Raw genomic sequence first — 25,178 nt, 5'->3', positions numbered from 1 at the left:
GTCGAGCCTAAGCCCCCAGAAAACTAGAAATAGTTGAAGGAAGATGGGTAATGAGGTATGTTTGACATACACCAAATCATTGAGGAGCCGTGTGAAGCAAAAGTTTCAAGCACGGTTTTGTAGAGCAGCGGCTCTCGTGATGGAGTCGCTGACTTTAATCGAAGAGAAATAACGAAATAAGTAGGTAGGTAGAAAAAAACCAAACTATGTAAAGATCAAATAAATACGGAGAAGGCATCTACCGAGGTAATTTAAAGTATGGGCGCTCGTCTAAGAGTATTTTTGACTCGTGAGCAAAACCAAACCCTATTAAATCTAAGAACAGCAGAGGTGTCACAGAAGGTCAAAGACCGAAATTCGCGGCGTGTGGACGGACAGAATCCTCTGTCCGCGCCAATTATCAATGAAAGACAACGACAAACTTATTTCGGCGCTCTAAATTATTACACACAAGAGTTTCTAATTAAGCCTTGTAAAAAAGGTGATTCTAGTAACGCGATCGCGCAGGGTAAAATATTTAATTTCCCAGTATCCAAAAAGCCGTATTGCTTTGATTTGGGATGGCGCTAGTTATCATCGTTCTGCTGAATTTAAAGCTTACTTAGATACTCTTAATCAAGGGTTAAGTGAAGATAAATGGAAAATTACTTGCATTCGATTTGCGCCCAATGACCCAACGCAAAATCCTGTAGAGGACATCTGGTTGTACGCTAAAAACTTTATTCGAGAGTTTTACCACTTATGTAAATCGTTTCCTCAGATCAAGAGATTATTTGAACTCGTTACTAATCATCAAGTTTTTGATTTCCCGAAGATATTTATGTATGGTTCATTTTTTTCACAACTCATTTAGGATTGCTATATGACAGCTAGACACTACGTATTGGCAATATTTAAGACAATTAACCAGCAATAAAATTAATCTACTTCCACTACTTCTAATGTCAAAATCCCTTTCGGTTTATTCACAACCATGCGATCGCACGACTCGGGATATACAATTATCGTGCGTCATGTCATTTTCGCACTTTCTGCATATGTAGTCAAATTTTGACGAATTGGTATAACTGAAAAATAATTCGCATACAAAATATTTGGGATAAATTTCGTGAAGATTATCGAGTTACTATTGATGGAATTGTGTTTAATGGTATTTGCACAAATCAAGTTCTTGCAGATTTTGAAGCATTTGTTGGTTCCCCGGATGAACTTGATATTAAGTCAAATTACCTGCGGGCTTGGTGGGATTAAAAAGACAAATTTTATATCATCAAAAATATGAAAAACACAGAATTTAAATTTGACCCAATGATGACTGTTTGGGAATTTGGATATTGGAAGAAAGGGTGGAATGAACCAGATAGTGACCAGCACTGGGAAGGGGCGGGTAGTTTTGAACCTTGGAGTATTGAAAAAGCTTTAGACCGAGCGATAGAACTTGGTTTTTTGGATTCATCCGATAGAGAAAAAGTTCGCTTAACTTGCTTAACCGATGGCGAATATATGTTTGGATCGGAGGAAACTTCTGGATGGATGATTGAACAATATGAGGATTTTACTTGTACATCTCCTTATCCATACGAACCAGTATGGATGATGGTGAAAGTACCGGGCGGTAATATTTACTATTGTAATTCGCAAGCAACTGTTTGTCCTACTCTTTCTAGTTTAGAAGTTGAAAAACTGAACGATTCAGATAGGATTATTCGCAGTAATTTAACGTTGCCGGAAATTTTAAATATTATTCTGACAGAATCTGAGAAAAATCCGAAATACCAAGACGTGTGGTTGCAATGTTTATATGCAGCAACTGCTGAAGATTCTTATATCTACCGTTCAGAATCAAATAAGTGGATACAAATTTGTCGGCAATTTACTGCTGAAGAAGAAGCCGAATTTATGTCAAAAAAAGATAATAAGCTGTTCGACATATAACTTACAAAGAAAGGCAGCTATGCGCTCGGGCAGAGGGCAGAAATACATATGTATCAATAAAAACTGCACGTTGTGGGTATAAGGAACATGCTTCATAAAAAGATTTGTGGCATCATGGCGTAGCACTCAATCCATAACGCTCCTTACTTCAATCCCATACTTAAAAGTATGGGATCAGAAGTGCCAAGAGACGAGCGATCGGGGCTGCCTTTATGAATCCCCGTGAAAAGAGAAACGAGAAAAAATGTTGGACGTACTGCTCCCGGATTAACAAAAGCAAAAAGCAAAATACTACTTTGATTTTTAGGTTCAAATAAATCAAAACCCAATCGAGCTTTCTGTATAAATTCCTCATGAAGTGTGCCCTTATTTCACGCGCTCCTCAACTTTTTTATTCTGTAAGGCAATAAGCGCGGGGCGTACATAAAAAAGTATTGACAGCAGAAACTGTGCCGCGACGGTGACTCGACCGACAATGCCGTAATTTCGAGAGCAATTAGATAGTTACAAACTCAACCACGTATAAAACTGTGGCATCATTTGTTCTAATATACGTAGTTCTGAAGCTGCAATTTTCTCCAGCAGTAGCACAGCACACCACCGACGATCTTCACTCCAACGTTGGAGGATATCTTTAATGGCATCAACCCCATGCTTAATCCCAGAGCGCAGTTGTTGGACACAATCTCTAATTGGTGTAGGATCGCCATCTTCGGGTTCCAAATCGACAAAATCGATGTTTTCAACTTCGGTATCCACCCCCTCCCCTAGTGGTGGAACTATAGAATTAGGGGGGGGGGTGGATACGGGTGAGTTTGGCGGTGCAATCCCATACTGTAACTGCAATCTGGCTTGATATCGCCGTTGTTCTTCTTCGACTTGCCTAATCCGTTCTTCTTTTGCTTGTCGCTTGTAATCGCGGTATCGCATTACCGATAGCGCAAAGTCCAATTCCTCTTGAGATAGCAAGTGATATTTAACTTGTTTCCCCCGTGGACCTTTTTTATGGTCATCTAGTTTTAACCCCAATTGGTCAAGCAGCGTTCCCAACAACCATATAGGTTTGCACTTAGGGGGAACCGTAAACCCTAAAATCGCCTTAACATGAGACGCACAATTATAGGCTATTTCCGTCATTCTCACCAAATCCGGGTCACTCGCCGTAACCTCAACACCCGCTACTAGACGTTTGAGAATGCCATGCAGTCCCAAATTAAACCTAGCCAGCCAAGAAGCCGAATAATTCCCCCAGTCCATACAGAACGGCAGATGTAAGCGCTCCTGACGGTCTTTGTCTGCCACAATTGTTGGTGGTGCTGGGTATAATGAACCAGTATTTGGGTCAACAATTGTACCATCTGGCTCAGATAAAATAGCCTCCAAGTCAGCGATCGCCCGAATTAATTTCCCACTGTTATCTTTTTGCACCAGTGTTTCTGTCACCTCCATCCCGTAAGCATCTTTGATGCGGAATTTTTCGCACTCATAAATTTCTTCGGGTGATAGATAATCTTTACTTTGCCTTGAGCGATACTCAGTAGCCGAAATCTGGTTGGAAGAAGCAACCGCAGTATAATACGCAGCGTCTAGGGCAATGCCAGCATTTTTTAGTTGCTCTTGGGCTAGTTTATTTTCCTCCACACCCACTGGGATAATTACGTTACCCATCTCCGTTAACAAGTTGCGTAAATCAGCCCGCAAGTTGTTGATAGATTGGTGTCGCTTCCCTTGAATTTGACAGTACGCATCAAGGCAAGAGTCTTTTTCAGCACCTCTTCGTCCTGTTTCACGGTCAATCCTGATCAGGAAAGCCGTCATTTCGTTGGTTTGCAGCAACCGCTCCTTAATTTTACTGGCATTGGTATCTTTATAGCCAAAAGGCGGACGCGGAGCTACCCAAACATGAATCGGGACGTTGGGACGATAACGCCAAAGTTGTTGGGCGCATTCGGTAGCCGTTTGCGAAACCCCGTGAAAAACGCCAAAAACAGCGTCGAAATGATATTCAGGTATGTCCACCCCAGTTCCCAGGCTAGGAGACGCTAAAAGGGCATCTAGGCTCTTTACAGCGTTAGTTATGTCCTTGATGAAGGCAACGTTTTCTTCACTGCCGGAGTTTTCCGAGTGGATCGCCCAGATGCGTAGCGGCTGTTTGACATCTGACGTTTTTTTGTCATCTACCTTTTGGGGTAATTGCGATGCTTTAACACCTGACGTTTTTTTGTCATCTACCTTTTGGGGTAATTGCGATGCTTTAACACCTGACGTTTTTTTGTCATCTGTCTTTTGGGGTAATTGTGAGGGAACGTCAGAAATATTGTCATTTGCAATCACCGCCTGCAAACTAGGATCTGCGTTGCTACCCTCCACAACAAGGGGCATAGAGAGCGACTTTTCAAGTTTCTTAATAAAGCGCTTGGAGTCGGAAACCACCATGACTTTCTTACCCAGCATCAGCGCTGCTGAAATCTGGGCTACTAGGGCAGAAGAATTATCTCCTTCGTACCAGTAAATTGGGCGATCGCCATTTTTCCACTCGTTTTTGATAATAAACGGCTTTTCCTCTGGTGGACGCATTGCCCGGAAGAAGTCCACCGTCACGTCGTCCATATGCGCGTCGGCAATTACAACCAAGGGCGCATTATACACGATATATTCCAGAACTTCTAAAATCTCTGCCCGATGTTCTTTACAGGTTTTACTGTGCAGCAGGTGAGTCAGATACTGGCAAGCTTCATCGATAAACACGCAGCCGTAGGTGAGGGAATCGGTGCAAAGCTTGTGCAAGCTGTCGATGGTGATGCTGAGGGCATTGGCTTTAGCTAAACCCGTATAACCCAAATCTGAGTACATCTCGGTTTTGAGACGATTAGCCAGGTTTTTCAGCAAGTTAACTCGATGCCCGTTGTTGAGGAATCGCGCTTGGGGATGTGAGTCACGCCATTTTGAGAGCAACTCGGTTTTGCCGGTTCCCATATCACTTTCTAATGCTACCAGTCCTGATTCTGGTAATTCAACAGCTCCAGATAAATACTTGACATTTACCCGAACGTCTGGTTTGTATTTGTTGCTTAGTCCTCTCTGGCTGAGGTAGAACGATCGCTGATAATCTGTGAGGCTTTTGGCGTCGTCAACGATGGCAGTTAATAGGGCGCTAGCATCGTCACCACGGGCTACTACGAAGTCATCGACCCCTTTCTCCATTCCGGGGAGTTGAGCCACCTCACAGGCGCATAGAGATGCCTCTATTGCCTTACCTGTACGTAGGGTGGCTTGAAAGACCGACCAACGGGTTTTGGGGTTGGTTTCGTGGTCGAAGAGGATGATAAATTTGCGTCCCTTTTGTGCTAAAGGCAGCAAATCGGGGTGGAGGCGTTCGTCGAAGTCTTTTTTACCAACTCGTCCGTTCCAAATACCGGGGAGTGCGATCGCTACAAACCCAAGACTTAACAAACAGGCTGCTTTCTTTTCCCCTTCGCAAAGGATTATGGGGATTTCTGGGTGACGAATAACCCATTCCCAAAATAAGAGCGGATGTAGCCTATCACTAAGGCGCGACGAGAGGGGAGAATTATTGCACTTGATATTATACCGCTTTCGGACTAAATCCCAAATGCAGTCGGGGATATCGAAGTAAGTGACGCGGTTGGGGGTTTTGGGTGGTGACTCGTATTTGACGAGTTTGCCTTTTTCTGCATTAATTCGGGGGTTAGTGGGCTTAAAGCGCCCCCATTCCATCGGTTGCCAGTTGTTTTGAGGGTCGAGTCCGCTAATCCATAATCCACCCAATTCGGCGTGTTGGTACTGCTTTAAGAAGCTGTCGGTGACTCGACCGGCATTTTTGCGCTTTATTTGCTCGGAAATGAATAAGTACGAGTAAACTAATACGCCTTCGATGTGGATGAAATTAGCCTCGATTAGCGCGGGGTGAATGGCGCTCTTGTCGGCGAGTTCGTGGTACTCGGCGACTGTGAGGTCGTTGGGGTATAGGTTTGGGATATTGTCGTTCATCATCCCTCACCCCCTTTGAAGCTGGTATGGCGGGAGTGTGGGTATGAAGCACTACATCTATCTAAGTAAAGCGGGAGACAAGGAGAGTGTTGCTTTTGGCTACCTGAGCTGGTTTCAGGAAATAATCTCTTCCCTTGCTTGTACAAAAAGAGGAAAACGGGGTACAATTTAAACAACATTTTTAAAATTGAAATTGATTCGCCTCCCCTGCTAGTTACAGGGGGGGCTATTTCTTTTAAAGTAATTTTACACCTGCATTGGTCACAAATTCTTTGGCACATCTCCCAAACTGCTAAGGAGAGCGGCTGACTGGGGATGTTAAATATGTTTGCGCTGCGTATATAAATCTTCATGAAGGTTATCCGGTACGGAACAACCTTATTTCATACCATGCCGTTTTTTTGACCCCGAAAAATCGAGGTCGCTTAACTTAATTAACTTAATTAGGCTTGTCTACCAAGCTGGAACGATTGATTCACAAAGGTTTCAAAAAAAAGGCGTAGGGGGATTCTAGAGATTGCGTAGGTCGATTCTATAGATTTCGTAGGGGGATTCTAGAAAAACTTGTCTACCTACTCTAAGCTATATGGGATATGGATTTTACTGTTTTTATTCTCAATAAGCAAAGTAGACAAACGGTTTATCAATGGTTTCAGCTTTTGGCTTATTGAGAATAGCTGGCGCTGGAAAGATATAAACAGCCCCAAACCTTTTATAAGCAAGGGTTTGGGGCTGTTTCTTGAAGTTGGATGTAAGGATTAATTTAAAAAAAACTATTACCCGATTCTAGAGGAGTAGACAGAAGTAAGGTGATTTTAGGGAGAGTAGACAAGTAGGGGTAGTGTGGCAGATTTTGTGCGATCGCAAGGCAAAGTAGGCTCTTACCCTTGCCAACAAAGCTTTTTAGATGATTAACACTCTTGGTACTCGACAAAAGCCAAAGTTCCGGTTCCTCAACAAAATTCGGAACTTTCCACGCTTAAGCTGTGAAATAACTCCCATTTTTACATAGCTAAATTTTGGATGTGAAAATAATACTTTGTTGCAAAGTATTTAATTTCTCTTTTAACGTTTTTAGAAGCTTCTAAAAATTAATTACAGGCTTAGGATTAATATTTATCAACAAAATTATTCAAAGTAGTTACCCAATCAAGTACCTCTAACTCATTATTTGCTGCAAAACGTTCTATATGTTTAACATTAGTCGTAATAACAGTAACCTTGTCATAGTATTCAAACTGCTGCAATGCTTGTGCTGCAAGAATAGCATCGCAATCTAAGCTTTTATTATCGGATGTTGGTTTCCCTTGGTTTCGTACTTCCGCCCAAAATATAGCAGCTTGTACAAATGTTTCTGAATTAATAGGTATTAGACTGTAACTTATAAATTGATTAAGTCGCTCAATACTTTTGTTATTATTTAGCCTTATTAATTCTCGCCTGACCTCATAAACAGAAATTTCTGGAGATTTTAAAGCAATATTATTCTCTCGCAAAGATTGCATCCAATTTATTACTTCTGGCTTGATTTTCGGATGAGTAACCTGTGATAATGGATTAGCATCTAGCAAAACAACTTGTCGCATTTAAAAGATAAATTTTAATCTTGATTTAAAGCAGCTTCTATATTCGGATAAACTTCCTCATCATATCCTGATTCATCTTGTTGCCACTCCGAAACGAGCGCAATCATTGAATCTAAAGCTTGCATGTCATTTTGGTTGTTCACCTGTTTTACTGATGAAACAACAATGTCAATATCTTGAGCTAAACCCGAAACAAATGTTGCTTTCTCGTAAGACCCCTTGATACTTACTTGGAAATTATTAGGAATAGGATGTTTAACAACTGTATAATAATCCGTTCGATGTAGATGAGTTGTAATTTTAGAAGCAGCAGTATTTAAGGTTTTCGACTGTATTAATTTATCAACCTTCTCTTTGACTTCTAATAATTGTTCTAAGCTAAAATTATCCAACTCAGCCAGAAGTTCTGATGATGTGTAAAATTTCATAGCCTCAAAGTCCTAAACACTCTAACTATATAATAAAAGGTGATAAAGCTTTACGGCTACTCAACACCCTTAGGAAGCCACCAGCCGACTACTAACAAAGGATGGGTGTGACTATTGATCGCGGTTTTAATCGCTCATAACTTCGTTTAACTCTGGGGTTAACCACTCCCAAAGCCGTTTTAGATGAAGGGGTTGAATCTTACGGGTTCCATTTATCCACTTGCCAGGAAGCGATTTTTGCAAGCCCAACCGCTCTGCTAAATGCGATTTAGTCCATCCCCTTAGTTTCAAAGCTTCTTCCAAAGCCCATCCAGGAATTAGTTTTTGGCTATCTTCTACTGCTGTAATTCTTTGCTTGTTAGGGTGCGAATCTTTACTTTCAGTAAGTACAGTTTTAAGCTTTGGCTCAGGGTCAGATTTAGGCTTACTAACTGGAAGTGCAGGAGCGTTAATTGCTTCTAGCTTTTCCTGAATTTTTTCTGTAGGTTTAATAATTACTTTGGCTTCTAGCCAAATATTTAGCCACCCATTGGGTCGTCGCTGTCCTTCTTTATTTTTATCTGACGTTAATACCCAAATTGGTTGAATTGATTCTGGATAAGTAACTGGTTCAAAATCAATCTGCCAACCTAAATCTTGTAGGGTTAGTAGGGCATTATCCCACTGTTCAATTAGTTCCTTTCTTTTATAACGATTACTCGTACCCTGAAGCTCCTGCAATTGTGTTTCTGAAAGATATCCTATCCGTTTTAATAATGTTCCTACCTTGTATTCACCATCAATTTTAATTCGGCTCATAATAGTTAACAATACTGCTAACCTTGCAGCAATTGGATTTTGATAGGGGTTAATTTGTAAAGTACTTTTAGCTAAAAGTCCGTACTCATATAGTGAGCGGTAGTTTTCTAAATCCTGAAATGGTCGAACCCAGTCATTAGCACCAACAGTGATGAATAACTCTGTAGGGTCATCAAATTCATGGTCAATTTTGGATGGATAATTATGTTCTAAAGTTAAAGACAACTGACCTGTGTACTGAAGCTTTAGTTGCCACATAGCTTGAATTTCGGCTGAATATTTCATCCGCTTTAAGTCAAGCTTATTAATGGTGATACTCAGATGGGCTACTTGCTGGGCAAGCATACCGAGTTTTTTCAGCTTATTACCTAAACTTAAATCGGTTCTATTACTCCAGCCAAAAGTTTTAATTAAATCAGTTCCTTTGATGGTAAATGCACCCGACCAAGGTTGTTCTAAATCCGTGGCACAAGACGCAAAAACTAAAAACATATAAGCAACTTCTGGGTTAAACTTCTGAATAATCTCCCAGGCTGCATTCCCAGCTATAAGTTCTAGTCTGTTGGTTTCCGGGTTTTCTTTAATGATGTTGTGTTCTATAAAACCCTGACCAAAAAAGCGCCGAAAACAAGGAACACCTTCAATATCATCCCAAAGAGTTTTTCCTAAACAAGCTTGCGCTCCTGATAAGTAAGGGTGAGAAGTCATTACGGGAGCATCATCAGTTGTTTGAAATAAGGGTGGTTGTGTTACGGGAGAGAAGTGCGTGATAGTTTTAGAGTTGTCTTGTTGTTGAAACTCTTTGGCTGACATTGATGAAAAGTCTAGGGAGTTGATATTCTCTAATTTCAATGGCTCGTGTAGCTCGTCAATCTTGCTTCTTTTTACCAATTGAAATTGCTTATTATTCTTGGCTATTTTCACTAATTTCACCCCTTTTTAGCCTAAACACGTGCCCTTAAAAAGTTAGGAATGAGCGCAAGCGTCACAATATAAGGTCAACTGGCACATATATTTCAATTTGAGGTAAATGCTTGTAAGCATTGATTTATAAACGTTAAAGCCAAATTAATTTCATGTGACAGTTTTCAGATAAATGTGCCAGTTGCGTAAGTCCTGAAAGTAAAAAGATAAAAGTAAAAAGTAATGCATAGAATCCTCATAAATAAATTTAGGGGCGGCAAGGAAAGCGATCGCGGCAGCCATTCTAACAGGGAATATTGCAATTCTTGGGCGATAAGTGGCACTTAGAACACTGGACAATCAGCGGATTGTTTAACTTGAAACGCGATGTCTGCCCAATTATCTGGGTATCTATTATGGGATTTTTTCAACATCTTTATGTTACTGGGTGATATAGTCCCGTATCTTGATTAAACTCCCACCCAATACCAGAAGTATCCTTACGCTTAGACCACCCGACAAAAAGCGGGGGTGGCTGGCTACTTCTTTCAAAGCGTACAGTTTCTACATTCACACCTAATCTTTTAGCTAAATTTTCTTCTGTTAATGGCTGAATTTTAACAGTTTGCCCTTGATAATAAGAATTGTTGTACGATTTATTCCGCCTCGGTTGGTTATTAAGTCCTGTTTGTATTTGGATAATAGCCGAAGCAAATTGTGTCATCCGACTTGTCATCCCCTCGATTTTTTGTTCTAGATCGGCGAGACGTTTGGTTTCGGGTGTTCCATTGCTATTCGACTCACCCAACAATTGTGACTCCAAACTCTCAAGTCGTTCGCAAATTGCCCCTAAAGTTTTACTTTTGGCATTGTATGTGCCACCACTGCTGTTATCCAACGCCAATATTAGTTCATCCAAACCTTGAAGTACCTCACTTGTACGTCCTTGTCGGTGCAAGCGGGATAATTCGCGAACAGCGGGAATTAGGGGAGTGGGGACACGCACCATTGCACTTGGTTTATTATCATCGACCGTTTCAGACATGGTGATAGCAGTATTGATAGCAGAGAAGACCGATATCGAATAGATAGCATTGATATCACAATATCAGAAAATGGATGCTTGACATCCTCCCCACCCTGTAGAGGGATGGGGAATTCCGCGAAAAAGGTTAAAGCATTATTTGATTAACGCTTTTTTATGTCTCTGGGGAGATAAAAATGCTCTGATGTCCGTATCCGCCGACTTTCACGCGATAATGGTACTAAAACTGGGGCTTGAGTTTGAGCGGTGCTTTCTTTAAAACTTTCTACTACCTTAGATATTTGTGCAATTGTCGGTGCTTCAAATACGCTACGCAAAGGTAACTCCACGCGCAATGCGTCGCGCACTCTAGAGACAAGCTGAGTTGCCAGTAATGAATGACCGCCTAATTCAAAGAAATTATCATGAATTCCTACGCGTTTGAGTCCTAAAATCTCGGCAAAGATTTTCACTAGCACTTGTTCAACGGGAGTCTGAGGCGCAATGTAATTTTCTGGCAATTGAGGCTTAATAGCATCCAATGCAATTAAGGCGCGGCGATCTACTTTACCATTAGCTGTTAGAGGTAGAGAGTTGAGTACTACAAAAGCTGATGGCATCATGTACTCAGGCAGCTTCTGTAGTAGATAAGTCTGCAACTGCGGCACTAACTTGCTTGCAGCTTTGGCTTGTAGGGGATTATTGGCATAAGATTGCCACGGACGAGAGTAAGTCGTGCTATTTGGGAGAATAATTCTCTTACTTACTACATCTTGCCGGACAAAAGTGATGTCATAGCATCCTTGAGTACTTGAATCTGACCAATTAATATCAACGCTGTAGGGTACATTCAGAGTATACCAATCTTCTGGATCTACTCCTAAATTCTGGAGCTTTTGCAAAGCTTCACGCATTTCACCCGCAGTTTTAAAATCTTCTAGCCCTAATAACCATTTTGCTGTTTTAACTGCCGTAAATACTCGTGCATTAGCTACATTGGTAATGCATAAAATTTCTGGTTGCTTCTCAATTAATAGCTGACGTACTGCTGACACTGTTAAATTATCTTCAGACCAGTTCAGCACTAAAGAATTTTTAGTATTATTAACCGTCTCATTGCCAATATGAATAATCACATTGTAACGAAACTGAGTTAATTCATTGCGATCGCGTCCTCGGATAAGTTGAATTTGCACACTACTAATTTGAGGAAAATGCTGCTTTAATGCACTGAAAAAAGCTGGATCAATCACCAACTCTGTTTCTTGGAAAATTTGCATTTGAACCCGTTGCTGCAATTCAAAGCGGGTAAGGGAAGGTTCAGCTTGATACAGTTGCACTGAGGCATGGAAAGCTTGCAAAAGCGGCAAACTACGCACATCTCCTATGAAGATAAAGCCACCAGGAGCAGTTGCTTGCACAGCACCTTCTAGTACGCGGATAAGATAATCAATATTAGGAAAATATTGCACAACCGAGTTGAGAACTACTGCATCAAAAGCTGCTGTTTCTACTTCCTGAAAGTCAGTAGCCATCTTTTGTTGCAGTGTTACTTGCGGTATTTGTTGCTTTTCTAACTGTTGCTGAATGTAATTAAGTGAAACCTGGGAGAAGTCCGTCCCACAATATTTAGTGCAGTGAGGTGCAATCCTAAACAAAATTAAACCCGTTCCACAGCCAATTTCTAGCACTCGCTGGGGTTGCAAAGCCAGAATTTGCTCGACTTGATTATTCACCCACTCGCGCATCTGCTCTGCTGGAATAGGCTGATTTGTATAACTACTATTCCACCCTACAATATTAAATCTTGGATCTGAATCAGCAGCAGGTTGATTGTAAGTTTCATTGTAAAGCATTTGCCATTGCAAAACTTGTTCATCTTGCAATTGCCCTAATTGCATATTCTCTTGTTCGCTGCTGTATTCAGGTTTCAGTACCACACAAACTAATAGACGCTTTTCTCCTTGATGCTCACGAATTACTGCTACAGTTTGCTGCACTCCTGGATGTTGACTCAGCACCGCTTCAATTTCTCCCAATTCAATGCGGTAGCCGCGAATTTTTACCTGTTCGTCGAGACGACCTAAAAATTCGATGTTGCCGTCTACTCGATAGCGAACTAAATCACCTGTTTTATAAAGTCGTGCTTTTGGATTATTAGTAAAAGAATGATAAATGAAGGATTCAGCAGTTAAGTCAGGATGGTTTAAATAACCTCGTGCCAATCCATCACCGCTGATGTACAACTCTCCTGATACACCAATGGGTAGTGGTTGTAAATGTTTATCTAGTATGTAAACTTGGGTATTGGCGATCGCACTACCAATTACAGGTGCTAAATTATCTTTATTCTTAACAGAAATATGACCAGAAGTTGTTACAACCGTGTTCTCCGTTGGCCCATAATTATTAAATACTTGGAAAGAGTGGGAAGCTAAAGGATATTGATTTAGTTTGTCTCCACCTGTGAGCAATATCCGTAAAGCTGCGTTCTTAGGAAAATCTAATAATAGAAGCTTCTCTGCTATAGGTGTTGGTAAAAAGGAAATTGTGATTTTTTGTGATATTAGCCAATCTCGGAGATATTCAGGCGATCGCTTGATATCATCATCTACAATATAGATGCTTGCTCCAGCACTAAGGTAAGGCCAAATTTCCCAACTGCAAGCGTCAAAGGCAACCCCGGCTATTTGTGTTACTCTATCGCTAGGTGAAACCACAAAGGCTTTTTGATGCCAAAAAACTAGATTTAATAATCCTCTATGTTCAATTTGTACGCCTTTAGGTTTTCCTGTTGAACCAGAGGTATAAATAACATAAGCAAGGTTGTCTGCTGCAACTTCAATAGGAAGATTATCTTCAATTTCTTGAGCAATAATTTCGCAATCTTTATCTAAACATATTATATTTGAATTATAGTTTTCTAAACGTTCAAGCCATCGCTCATGAGTTAATAAAACTGAGACTTGAGCATCTTCAAGCATAAAGTTTAAACGTTCAGATGGATAGCTTGGATCTAAAGGTACATAAGCTCCACCTGCTTTCAATATGCCCAACATCCCGATTATCATATCAAAAGAACGTTCTACACAAAGTCCTACTAAAACTTCGGTTTTAACTCCTAATTTTTTTAGATAATGTGCAAGTTGATTACTGCGTATATTTAACTCTTTGTAGCTGAGTTGTTTATCGCCAAATACTAGTGCGTTCGCGGAGCGTGCGTTTAGCGCAATCGCATCGGGAGTTTCCTCCATCTGCGCTTCAAATAACTGATGGATGCACTTATCTTGAGGATAATCTAACTGAGTATTGTTCCATTCAACTAATAAATCATGTAGCTCCGATTCGCTTAAAAGTGGTAAATGTGCAATTCGGTCTTCTGGATTTGCAACTATACCCTCCACTAATATTTGGAAGTGTCCTAGCATCCTGGCGATAGTAACGTCATCAAATAAATCAGTGCTATAAATTACAAAACCACTAATTCCTTCTGAGCTATCTGCCCATAACCCATTTTTGGTATTTGGCTCCCACAAGTGGAACTCTAAATCAAAGCGTGTTGTTTCCGTTTCAAATGGTAGCGCTCTTAAAGTTAAACTAGGTAACTCTAACGCTGTCATAGGTGCATTTTGGAGCGCAAAAACAACTTGAAAGAGTGGATTTTGATTCAAATTACGCTCTGGATGCAGTTCTTCTACCAGCTTTTCAAAGGGTAAATCTTGATGGCTGTATGCTCCTAAAGCTACCTCTTTAACCCGACTCAATAGTTCCCGAAAAGTTGGGTTTCCTGATAGATCGGTACGCAGTACTAAGCTATTGACAAAAAAACCAATTAATCCCTCAATTTCACTACGGTTGCGATTGGCAATAGGTGAACCAATAGCAATATCTTCTTGTTGTGTATAGCGGTAAAGTAAAACTTTGAATGCTGCTAGTAGGGTTATAAATAAAGTTACCCCTTCTTGCTGTCCGAGAGCTAAAAGTGCTTCGCTCAAACTTTTTGATAATTGCAGAGGTTGCTTTGCACCTTGGTAACTTTGAGCAGCTAGTCTTGGTCTGTCGGTTGGCAGATTTAGCATAGAAATGCCCTCTAACTGCTTCTGCCAGTAACTCAGTTGCTTTTTTAATATTTCCCCTTGCAACCATTGGCGTTGCCAGTATGCAAAGTCTGCATATTGGATTATAAGTTCCGGTAAAGGAGAAGGCTGATTGCTGGCAAAGGCTGTGTAAAGTGCTGCTATCTCTTGAATCAGCACCCCAATAGACCAACCATCGGAGACAATGTGGTGCATAGTCAGCAGCAGGATGTATTGTGTCTCATCCAACCACAGCAGTTTTACTTGCAGCAACGAATCAGTTGATAAATTGAAAGGACGTTGAGCTTCTTGCGTAGTGAGTCGTCGTGCTTGTATTTCTCGTTCGGCTTGTGGCAGTTGCCGTAAATCTATTATTGGTAAAGGTATTGTTAGGGTAGGATTAATTACCTGAATTGGTTGCCCTGTCTGTACGACAATAGTGGTGCGTAAAGCTTCATGTCGTTGCACGATTTCGTTAAAAGTTTGCTCTAGTGCGGCTAATTTCAGCGAACCTGTTAAATGTAGTGCTAGTGGAATGTTATAGAAAGGATTATTAGGGATTAATTGGTCAAGAAACCACAGCCGTTGTTGAGCAAAGGAGAGAGGAAGATTTGCTGACCGCGAAATAGGTGCGAGAGGTCTAAAACTCTGGTTATTAGTACGATTAGATGCTTCTAAAAATTCAATAATTTCTGCTTTACGCTCTTGAATTTCTGCACGCAGTTCTGGTGTAATAATTCCTTCAGGGGCGTTAGCGCGAAACTTTTCACCATCAATAAAAACTTGAATATCTAAGCTGCGAAGATAAGTTAAAAACTCAACCGTATTCAAAATTAAACCCCTTCGCAAGTATTGTTATTTATTAGAAGTTAGTAGGCAGCTATGCTGGAAGAATATTGCTTGTGTCATTAGCTTTTTAACATTTTTTAACTGGATAGTTCTTTTTGCCAAGCTGCACTGCTTATTACCTAACTCAGTATTTTTATCACACTTATAACACTGTATAAATCATTCTTGGGAGTGAAAGTTGCATGATTATAACTATGGTATGAAGCTAAAAGACAACGCAGTGAACAACGTATTGCAAGGTTTAGGCTCATGATATTCATGCCTCATAATTTTCTGTTTGTATGGCTGGTTCAACTGCTGTCGATTGCGGTAATTGGCGGGGGGAGCTACATTCTCTATGAGTGGTACGAAGGAGAACTTGTAGGAACATTTTACTTAGTGGCTGGGCTAATAATGGTTCTGTGGACTTTTGGCGGTCGTTTTATCAGTTTGCCATTGCTGCGCCGTCCTGGAGCCGATGAACCTAAGTTTATGCGTAGCAAAACTGTTCAACGTTTGCCACGACCGGATGGTAGTGTACTGCAAGTAGAGTTTTTTGGCCCTGAAGATGGTCAACCGATTATCTTGTCACACGGTTGGGGGCCAAACAGTACTCTATGGTATTATGCCAAACGACAACTGAGCGATCGCTTCCGAGTAATTGTCTGGGATCTACCAGGGTTAGGAAAATCCGCCAAACCGAAAAACAACGATCACTCTATAGAAAAATATGCCCGTGATTTAGAAGCTGTTATCGCCATAGCAGGGGATAAACCTGTTATCTTGGTAGGGCACAGTATGGGTGGGATGATTAACCTCACATTTTGTAGGCTGTTTCCAGAGCAATTAGGGAGTCGGGTGGCTGGCTTAATTCTTGTAGATACTACTTACACCAATCCGGTCAAAACTTGTATCTTTAGCGGTCTGGTACGTAAATTGCAGAAACCGCTACTCGAACCTGTGTTGTACCTGACTATCGTGCTGTGGCCGATTTTTTGGTTGATGACTTGGCTTTCGTATTTGAATGGTTCGCTGTACATCACCGTCGAACTATCTGGATTTACGGGTACAGAAACACGGGGTCAACTAAGTTTTGCAGGTCTATTATCAGCATTGGGTTCGCCTGGTGTTTTAGCTCGTGGCACACTGGGAATGTTGAAGTTTGACGAAACAGACACACTTGCAACTATTAAAGTACCTGTGTTGGTTGTTTGCGGCAATTCAGATATAGCAACTAAACCTGTTGCCAGCGATCGCATGAAAGCTGAATTGCCGAACTCTCAACGAGTTACCCTCAACCCAGGCGGACACATGGCACTAATGGAGCAAAACCAACAGTTTGCCGAAGCGGTTAGCGCGTTTTGTGCCGGCTGCTCAAACTCAAGTGTTTCTCCTTAAAATTCTACCTCTTCTCGCTCCTGACCCGTAGTTCCAACTTTATCTAAACTTTTTGCCGCCCAAAAAGTTGTTTCAATGTATTTAGTAAGTTGTTCAACAGTTGGTGCTGCAAACAAATTGCGTACAGGTACATCTATTTGGAAAGTATCGCGGATTCGAGAAATTAACTGAGTCGCCAAGAGAGAATGACCACCTAATTCAAAGAAATTGTCGTAGATACCTACTTGCTCTTTTCCCAAGACTTTAGCCCAAATTTGGGCAAGTAACTCTTCAACTTGCGATCGCGGTGCCACATAATCTTGATTATTGAAAGAAATTGTATCAGGCATGGGTAAAGCACGCCGATCCACTTTGCCATTATGTGTTAAAGGTAGAGATTCCAGTATCACGTAGGCGCTTGGCACCATGTATTGTGGTAACTTTTCTTTGAGGAATTGACGAAGTAAGGATGTAAAGCCTTGCACCTCTTGCATCGCTATCTGTTCCTGGTTGAGAACAACATAAGCTACCAAGTACTTATCATCAGGTACATCCTCACCAACAATGACAACAGTTTCTCTCACTGCTGGATGTTTATTTAACACCGCTTCAATCTCTGACAACTCAATGCGGAAGCCACGAATTTTTACTTGATTGTCAATGCGACCTAAAAATTCAATATTGCCATCAGGTAAATAGCGAGCTAAATCACCAGTTTTATAAAGACGTGCTTTCGGTTTATTACTAAAAGAATAAGTAATAAAGTTTTTAGCAGTTAATTCAGTTAGATTGAGATATTCTCGCGCCAACCCCTCCCCACCCATATATAATTCGCCAGTAACACCAATAGGCACTAGTTGTAAATGGGCATCCAATATATAAATTTGCGTATTTGTAATGGGACGACCAATAGGAAAAGATGTGGCTAATGGTAAATCTTGTACGTAATAATAAGAAGAAAATGTTGTATTCTCTGTAGGCCCATAAACATGAATTAAATGCTTTGGCGCACCATGTTTAAGAATCTTTTTAACCCATCTTTTATCAACAGTCTCGCCACCAAACAGCAAATATCGCAACGAAGTAAAAGCTTGTGGAACATCTCTGGCAATCTGTTGAAATAACGCAGTAGTCAAAAACAGAATACTGATACCTTTTTCTCGTAGTTTTAATGCAAATTCGTGAGGCGAGAGGGTTATATCTTTACTAACTCCTACAAGTTGAGCGCCGTTAAGTAGCGCTCCCCAAATCTCGAATGTAGCTGCATCAAAAGAGGCGTTTGAGGCTTGGGCGACTTTATCAGATGGTAATAATTTTATATAGTTCGTATTGCACACTAACCGATTTACAGCTTTGTGAGGTACAGCAACTCCCTTGGGTTTTCCTGTAGAACCAGAGGTGTAAATAACATAAGCTAAATTATCACTATTTAAATCGCTTTCGGGATTGTCTTCCTTTTCTTGGTTAATAATTTGCCAATCTTTATCTATAGAAATAATTAGTTTTGAGAAACCTGCAAAATGCTTGAGCAAGTTTTCTTGTGTCAGCAACACTGAAACTTGTGCATCTTCAAGCATAAAATTTAGACGCTCTTGAGGATAACTTGAGTCTAATGGAACATACGTTCCCCCTGCTTTAAGAATACCCAACAATCCGACGATCATTTCTATAGACTGTGAGATACAAATGCCGACTAAAACTTCTGAACATACTCCGATTTTTTGTAAGTGGTGTGCTAGTTGATTGCTGCGAGTATTCAACTCTTGATAAGTCAGTTGCTCGTTAGCAAAGTTTACTGCTATAGAATCAGGATACTGTTGTACCTTTTCTTCAAACAATTGATGGATACACTTATCTTGAGGATAATCGGCTTGGGTGTTATTCCATTTCGCCAATACCTGATGTAACTCCGCTTCACTTAATAACGGTAAATTTGCAATTCGTTCTTCTGTATTTACAACAATAGCTAACAACAGATTTTTAAAATGTTCCACCATCCGGCTAATAGTGGCTTGATCAAACAAATCTGTGTTGTAAACAATTACGCCTCGAAAACCTTCAGAATATTCCCAGTTTCCGCCCCATAAGCTCCTAAAATCCTCAGAACACTTCCACAGATGCAGTTCCAAATCAAAACGTGTTTTTTTCAAGTCAATATTCATAAAGCTAGGTACTAATCCAGGTAGCTCTAGCGCTGACATTGGCGCATTCTGAAAACCAAATACCACTTGAAATAGCGGATGATGACTCAAGTTCCGCTCTGGATGTAGTTCTTCAACTAACTTTTCAAAGGGCAAATCTTGGTGGCTGTATGCTCCTAATGTTACTTCGCGTACTCTGCCTAGTAGTTCCCGAAAGGTGGGGTTTCCAGATAAGTTGCTACGTAGCACCAAACTATTGACAAAAAAACCAATTATCCCTTCTATTTCGCTGCGGTTACGATTAGCAATTGGCGAACCTACCGCGATATCTTCTTGGTGTGTGTAGCGGTAAAGTAATGTTTGAAATGCTGCCACCAATGTCATAAATAAGGTAACACCTTCTTGCTGTGACAGCTTTTCTAGTGCATCAATTAGCTTTTTCGGTAATTCTAGAAATTGCGTTGATCCTTGATAGCTTTGTATAGCTGGTCTTGGTTTGTCAGTAGGCAGATGCAGTATGGAAATACCGTTTAATTGCTCCCGCCAGTAAGCTAACTGGGTTTGGAGTACTTCTCCTTGCAACCACTCGCGCTGCCAGTGAGCAAAATCGGCATACTGAAGAGGCAGTTCTAATAGAGGAGAAGGCTGGTTTTGTGCAAAAGCTGCATACAGCGTTCCCAGTTCCCGAATCAGTACCCCCATAGACCAATCGTCGCAGATAATGTGGTGCATATTCAATAATAGAATATGTTCTGTCTCAGAAAGGACGAGGAGTATTACTCGCAGCAATGGCCCGGAGGATAAATCGAAAGGATGTTCTATCTCTGCGGTAATAATACACTTTGCTTTAACCTCTTGTTCATCATCTGGCAATTGCTGGAGGTCTAATACAGAAAGAGGTATTGTTAAGCTGGGTGCAATAGCCTGTAGGGGTTGCCCATCCGACACAATAAAAGTTGTGCGTAAAGTTTCGTGGCGACGCACGATTTCGTTAAAAGTCTGTTTTAGTGCGGCTAATTTCAGCGAACCGGTCAAACGAATTACTGTCGGCACATTGTAGATACCATTGTCGGGGATCAACTGGTCGAGAAACCATAGCCGTTGTTGAGCAAAAGATGCTGGAAAAACGAAGACTTCTTCAGAAGACATAACGATCCTTATTTTAAATTCTGTGCTTTCTCAATACAAGCTCTTAGCTGTGCGGCGAGAATTTGGATATGGGGTTTTCTGAGCATAGTTAGGTGATTGCCAGGAATATGATGAATTTCCGTTCCTCCCACAATTAGCTGATCCCAACCCATACTCGGATCTTCCTTGGCAATGCTTGATTGAACCTTTGTTCTGAAAAGATTAATTCGTTTAGGGTAAGCTTGGGGAACGTAGTTAAGAACTGCTTGGCTATTGGCATAAAAAACGCGAAACATTGGACGAATTGCTAACTCGCTTAAAAGTCTTAACTTGGATTCTTCAGATATAAGGTTGACTGTGGCATCCTCTTTTAGGATGAAGTTGGAGAATAGATTTGTTTGGAGCGATCGCGTTAGCGACTCCCAAACAGAATTTTGCACAATTTTATTAAAATTAGTTAACCCAGAAGTTAAACTGTTAATTCTGTTATTGGCGATCGCAATAATCAGATAAAAATAATCGAGGAAAAAGGGCCATATATATCGCGCCACTGTCGTCAGCATAAACTTGAAACCACTACCCAAAGAAGGTATATTGCCTGGAATTGGCGCTAAAGTGTCAAGCACAGCGAGTAAAGCCATTTCTTCCCCAGACTTTTGGAGTTGTTGAGCCATTTCAAAAGCAACCCAACCTCCAAAAGACCAACCTCCCAAAAAATAAGGGCCTTTCGGCTGCACTCTCCGCAATGCTTCAATGTAGTGGGTAGCCATATCCTCAATGCGAGTTAGTGGAGGAGTTTTCCCGTCAAGTCCAATGGGTTGTAGCCCATAAAATGGTTGATTTTTTCCCAAATTAGCAGCTAATTCGTAATAAGGAAAAACAACACCAAAAATTGGATGGACGCAGAAAAAAGGTGGATTTGAACCAGCAGGTTGAATCGGAACTAAGGGAGACCACGGGAGAGAATCTGCTTTTGAGGATAGAGCAGTTGCTAAACTTTCAATTGTCGGATTTAAAAATAAGGTAGATAACGCTAATTCGTTCTCAAACTGCTTGTGTATTTGCTTCAGGAGGCGTACAGTTAAAAGCGAATCTCCTCCCAAGTCGAAGAAGTTATCGTGAATACCTACACGCTCAACATTAAGGACTTCAGCCCAAATTTTTGCCAAGGTTGACTCAGTTGGAGTACGAGGAGCGATAAATGCTTTATCTATTAAGCGGCTAGCGGGACTGTCGAGTGCTGTTAGCGCCAAACGATCCACTTTGCCACTAACTGTTAGCGGCAGAGAATCCAGGACTACAAAAGCTTTTGGCACCATGTATTCGGGTAATTTTTCTTTTAAGAATTTGCGTAGTAGAGACGCAAAATTTGAGGCAGCGCGTTGCGGGGGTTCCCACGCCACTTCCTTCAAGCCGGGGAACCCGTCCAACGGAGTGGCTCCCCGTTGTAGCGACTGCCGTTGCGTCTCTACATTGGTAACAATATAAGCCACTAAATACTTATCACCAGATATGTTCTCTTTAACAATTACTACTGCTTTTTTGACACTTTCATGCTGACTCAGCACTGTTTCAATTTCTGACAACTCAATGCGAAATCCCCGAATTTTTACTTGATTATCGATGCGTCCTAAAAATTCAATATTACCGTCTGGTCGATACCGAGCTAAATCACCCGTCTTGTAAAGTCGCGCTCCCTTTTTATTATTAAAAGGATTGGGAAGAAATTTTTCAGTAGTTAATTCTGGACGGTTAATATAGCCTTGTGCCAATCCTTCACCTTCTATGTATAATTCGCCAGGAATCCCAATTGGTAGAGGTTGTAAATACTTATCTAATATATAAATTTGAGTGTTAGCAATAGGGCGACCGATGGGCGGTTTTTTACTCATAGTACTAATCTCTGCAACAGTTGACCAAACTGTTGCTTCAGTAGGGCCATAAGCATTAAAAAACCGACGCTGAGAGTTACACCAACGTTTTACAATATCATCGGTACAGGATTCGCCTGCACAGATAATAGTTTGCAATGTCGGCAGTGATTCTGTAGGTAAGACTGCTAAGACTGCTGGTGGAAGGGTGACGTGAGTAATAGCTTTTTCGCGCAAGAATTTGAGCAAAGGTTGTCCGGGTAGAAGGGATTCTTTGTTTGCTAAATAAAGAGTTGCTCCTGTTTGTAGTGCCATAACAATCTCAAAAATTGAGGCATCGAAGCTTAATGATGCGAATTGCAGAACGCGGTTATTCGGTTGTAAGTTGAAAATTTCAATCTGAGCTTTTGCTAAGTTAGATAATCCTCGATGCTGGAGCAAAACGCCTTTAGGCTTTCCTGTTGAGCCAGAGGTGTAGATAACATAAGCTAGGTTGTCAAATATTACGCAGTTAGTTGGGTTTTCTTGGCTGTGTTGTGTAATAGTTTCCCAATCTTTATCTATGTAAATAATTGGATTCGAGAAGTCTTCAAAATGCTTGAGTAACTTTTCTTGTGTCAGCAAGATTGAAACTTGTGCATCTTCTAGGATGAAGTTAAGACGTTCTTGAGGTAGGCTCGGATCTAAAGGCAGGTATGCTCCACCCGCTTTGAGGATGGCTAATAATGTGACGATCATCTCTAGCGATCGCTCTACGCAAATACCTACTAAAACGTTAGGGACTACCCCCAATTTTTTCAGATAATGTGCAAGTTGGTTGCTGCGTATATTTAACTCTTTGTAGCTGAGTTGTTCATCGTCAAAAACTAGTGCGTTCGCGGAGCGTGCGTTTAACGCAATCGCATCGGGAGTTTCCTGCACTTGTGCTTCAAATAATTGGTGAAAACACTTGTTCTCTGGATAGTCTCGTTTAGTGTCATTCCAATCAATTAATAACTCTTGTCGTTCTTGCACAGTAAGCAAAGACAAATCTGAAATCCGCTGTTCTGGATTTGCAACAATGCTTTCTAGCAGCGTTTGGAAATGTCCTAGCATTCGCGTAATGGTTTTGTCATCAAATAAATCGGTGCTATAAACCATTTGTCCTTTCAAACTTTCCAAGTCTTGCCACAAATGGAATTCTAAATCAAGCTTTGCAGTTTTGCTATCGAACTCAAATAGCGAAAGTGTTAACCCAGGTAATTCTAGCGTTTCGATAGGAGTGTTTTGTAAGCTAAATACAACCTGAAAAAAAGGATGATAGCTCAAATCTCGCTCTGGGTGAAGTTCCTCCACCAACTTTTCAAAAGGCAAGTCCTGATGACTGTATGCTTCTAAAGTTATCTCTCGCACTCGATTCAACAATTCTCGAAACGTCGCCTTGCCTGAGAAATCTGTACGTAACACCAAGCTATTGACAAAAAAACCAATTAATCCTTCTAGCTCGCTACGATTGCGATTAGCAATAGGTGAACCTATTACAATATCCTCTTGCTGCGTGTAGCGATAGAGCAAAGTCTGAAACGCGGCAAGCATTGTCATGAACAAGGTAACGCCTTCTTGGTAACTCAGTGCTTCTAGCGCTTGAGTTAAGGAGTGTGGTAACTCTAGAAATTGTTTTGCACCCCTGTAGGTAGGAACTGCTGGTCTGAGTCGGTCGGTGGGGAGATTCAATACCGAAATCCCGTCTAATTGCTTTTGCCAATAAGCTAACTGGGTTTGTAGGGGCGAACAGCCGTTTGCTCCTACTGCTTGCAGCCACTTCCCTTGCCATTCGGCGAAATCTGCATATTGAATGGGTAGTTCTGGCAGGGGCGTAGACACGGAGTCGCTTGTCGTCAGACATCGCTTATCCTCTGCAAAGGCTTTGTATAATAACCCCAATTCTTTAATTAGCACTCCAATTGACCAGCCATCGGCAACAATGTGATGTAGATTTAGCAGCAGCAGATATTCTGCTTCATCCATTTGTAGCAGCTTTACTCGCAGCAATGGGCCAGTGGTGAGGTTGAAAGGACGTTGAGCCTCTTGGTTTACGATTTGCTGCACTTGTGTGTCGCGTTCTTGGCTCTCGAAATGGCGTAGGTCTATTAGGGGAAGAGGTATGGTTAAACTGGGTGCGATCGCCTGCACTGGTTGCTGCTCTACCATAACAAACGTAGTGCGTAAGGTTTCGTGGCGACGTACAATTTCGTTAAATGTCTTCTTTAAGGCGGTGAAGTTGAAGGAACCTGTCAGGCGAAGTGCTGTTGACACGTTGTAAAATGGATTGCCCGGTGCTAACTGGTCAAGAAACCACAATCGCTGTTGAGCGAAAGAAGTGGGAAAAACGAAAACCTCTGCTTCTTCAGAAAAATTAAGTTCTTCATCATCTGTAAGACTACTGAGAATATACTGGCTCATAAGTGAATGGCAAATAGTTGTGGTGGAATTTATAGAAACTTTTTCTCAGCCCCTGAATGTTGTCAACGCTCACAAATGTGAATTGTTATAGTACGATTTATTTCGCTTTGGTTGGTTATTTAGGTTACAGGACTTACGCAACTGGCACAGGCGATCGCCATTTAGTAGTACCTTTGTATTAGCATATCTGACGTAACTGGTACAGGGCGATCGCTATCTAGTATTACATTTGTCTTCTAAGAAAGAATTTCAGTGATCGCCTCAAGCTTAAATTAGTAATACTAATCAATTGTGGAAAGTTGACTGGAAAATTTTATGAGAAAATTAATAGAGGGTGGATCAAAAAACTTGTTTAGCAATGAGATTTACTAAACTTAACTATTGCCAATACTTACTAAGCAGTCAAATTAATTATACTCTGACAAATTTGGCAGAGCATTTAGAGCAGATTAGCAATTGATTTAATTAACCGCTATCTCAAAAATGAAAAGCGCTCCCCCACGCTTGCTTTGGGATAATGTTAAAGATATTATCCAAGTAAGTGATAATGCATATCTAGTTTTTGATGACACAGTGATTGATAAACGATACATCTTCACATACAGCTAGCAACTTTACACTTGAGAATAT

Annotated in this window: 11 protein-coding genes and 2 pseudogenes; 4 read left to right on the top strand and 9 right to left on the bottom strand. The window is 41.0% G+C overall.

What is annotated here, in order from left to right; all coding sequences use genetic code 11:
* Nucleotides 1-598: 598 nt before the first annotated feature.
* Nucleotides 599-853 (top strand): annotated as a pseudogene (locus tag TOL9009_RS50840) (IS630 family transposase); the annotation flags it as partial.
* Between the two features lie 425 nt (nt 854-1,278).
* Nucleotides 1,279-1,935, top strand: a complete 657-nt coding sequence (locus TOL9009_RS50835; protein WP_029631584.1) for a hypothetical protein — start codon at nt 1,279-1,281, stop codon at nt 1,933-1,935.
* Between the two features lie 143 nt (nt 1,936-2,078).
* On the opposite strand, the gene TOL9009_RS50830 is transcribed toward TOL9009_RS50835, so the two are convergent.
* From TOL9009_RS50830 to TOL9009_RS50800, 7 genes are all read right to left on the bottom strand, one after another.
* Complete coding sequence (locus TOL9009_RS50830) at nt 2,079-2,264, bottom strand: hypothetical protein (protein WP_144238155.1); 186 nt, start codon at nt 2,262-2,264, stop codon at nt 2,079-2,081.
* Between the two features lie 175 nt (nt 2,265-2,439).
* A complete protein-coding gene (locus tag TOL9009_RS50825) occupies nt 2,440-5,946 on the bottom strand; it encodes a DUF3854 domain-containing protein (protein ID WP_029631585.1) in 3,507 nt (1,168 codons plus the stop codon).
* A 1,109-nt stretch (nt 5,947-7,055) separates the two neighbouring features.
* Entirely contained in the window at nt 7,056-7,532 is a 477-nt protein-coding gene (locus tag TOL9009_RS50820; protein ID WP_029631587.1) for a type II toxin-antitoxin system VapC family toxin, read from the bottom strand.
* Between the two features lie 14 nt (nt 7,533-7,546).
* Nucleotides 7,547-7,960 carry a hypothetical protein gene (locus tag TOL9009_RS50815; protein WP_029631589.1) on the bottom strand — a complete coding sequence of 138 codons (414 nt, stop codon included), beginning with the start codon at nt 7,958-7,960 and terminating at the stop codon, nt 7,547-7,549.
* A gap of 126 nt (nt 7,961-8,086) precedes the next feature.
* Nucleotides 8,087-9,682, bottom strand: coding sequence for a helix-turn-helix domain-containing protein (locus TOL9009_RS50810; RefSeq protein WP_260675846.1), 1,596 nt, complete (start codon nt 9,680-9,682; stop codon nt 8,087-8,089).
* Between the two features lie 415 nt (nt 9,683-10,097).
* Nucleotides 10,098-10,706, bottom strand: coding sequence for a hypothetical protein (locus TOL9009_RS50805; RefSeq protein WP_029631591.1), 609 nt, complete (start codon nt 10,704-10,706; stop codon nt 10,098-10,100).
* Nucleotides 10,707-10,849: 143 nt separating this feature from the next.
* Entirely contained in the window at nt 10,850-15,592 is a 4,743-nt protein-coding gene (locus tag TOL9009_RS50800) for a non-ribosomal peptide synthetase (RefSeq protein WP_038296138.1), read from the bottom strand.
* Between the two features lie 276 nt (nt 15,593-15,868).
* On the opposite strand from TOL9009_RS50800, the gene TOL9009_RS50795 reads away from it, so the two are divergent.
* Nucleotides 15,869-16,987 (top strand): alpha/beta fold hydrolase, encoded by a 1,119-nt coding sequence (locus TOL9009_RS50795; protein WP_242055542.1) that lies wholly within the window; start codon nt 15,869-15,871, stop codon nt 16,985-16,987.
* Here the strand turns inward: TOL9009_RS50795 and TOL9009_RS50790 are convergent.
* Nucleotides 16,984-20,256 (bottom strand): non-ribosomal peptide synthetase, encoded by a 3,273-nt coding sequence (locus tag TOL9009_RS50790; protein ID WP_029631594.1) that lies wholly within the window; start codon nt 20,254-20,256, stop codon nt 16,984-16,986. The genes TOL9009_RS50795 and TOL9009_RS50790 overlap by 4 nt on opposite strands.
* A gap of 8 nt (nt 20,257-20,264) precedes the next feature.
* The gene (locus TOL9009_RS50785) at nt 20,265-24,548 is read right to left on the bottom strand and encodes a non-ribosomal peptide synthetase (protein ID WP_029631596.1); all 4,284 of its coding nucleotides are present in this window, start codon (nt 24,546-24,548) and stop codon (nt 20,265-20,267) included.
* A 358-nt stretch (nt 24,549-24,906) separates the two neighbouring features.
* Between TOL9009_RS50785 and TOL9009_RS50780 the strand changes: the two are divergent.
* Nucleotides 24,907-25,139, top strand: a pseudogene (locus TOL9009_RS50780) (IS701 family transposase); the annotation flags it as partial.
* Between the last annotated feature and the right edge of the window lie 39 nt (nt 25,140-25,178).

The sequence above is a fragment of the [Scytonema hofmanni] UTEX 2349 genome (genome assembly GCF_000582685.1).
Lineage (GTDB): Bacteria > Cyanobacteriota > Cyanobacteriia > Cyanobacteriales > Nostocaceae > Hassallia > Hassallia hofmanni.
Note: the sequence above shows the minus strand (reverse complement) of the source record. Positions and strands in the feature narration are given on the sequence as shown.

Bases quoted from the DNA above. Each gene is read 5' to 3' on its own strand.
- TOL9009_RS50790 (WP_029631594.1), bottom strand. From the start codon at position 20,256: ATGTCTTCTGAAGAAGTCTTCGTTTTTCCAGCATCTTTTGCTCAACAA.
- TOL9009_RS50835 (WP_029631584.1), top strand. From the start codon at position 1,279: ATGAAAAACACAGAATTTAAATTTGACCCAATGATGACTGTTTGGGAA.
- TOL9009_RS50825 (WP_029631585.1), bottom strand. From the start codon at position 5,946: ATGAACGACAATATCCCAAACCTATACCCCAACGACCTCACAGTCGCC.
- TOL9009_RS50820 (WP_029631587.1), bottom strand. From the start codon at position 7,532: ATGCGACAAGTTGTTTTGCTAGATGCTAATCCATTATCACAGGTTACT.
- TOL9009_RS50785 (WP_029631596.1), bottom strand. From the start codon at position 24,548: ATGAGCCAGTATATTCTCAGTAGTCTTACAGATGATGAAGAACTTAAT.
- TOL9009_RS50815 (WP_029631589.1), bottom strand. From the start codon at position 7,960: ATGAAATTTTACACATCATCAGAACTTCTGGCTGAGTTGGATAATTTT.
- TOL9009_RS50805 (WP_029631591.1), bottom strand. From the start codon at position 10,706: ATGTCTGAAACGGTCGATGATAATAAACCAAGTGCAATGGTGCGTGTC.
- TOL9009_RS50795 (WP_242055542.1), top strand. From the start codon at position 15,869: ATGCCTCATAATTTTCTGTTTGTATGGCTGGTTCAACTGCTGTCGATT.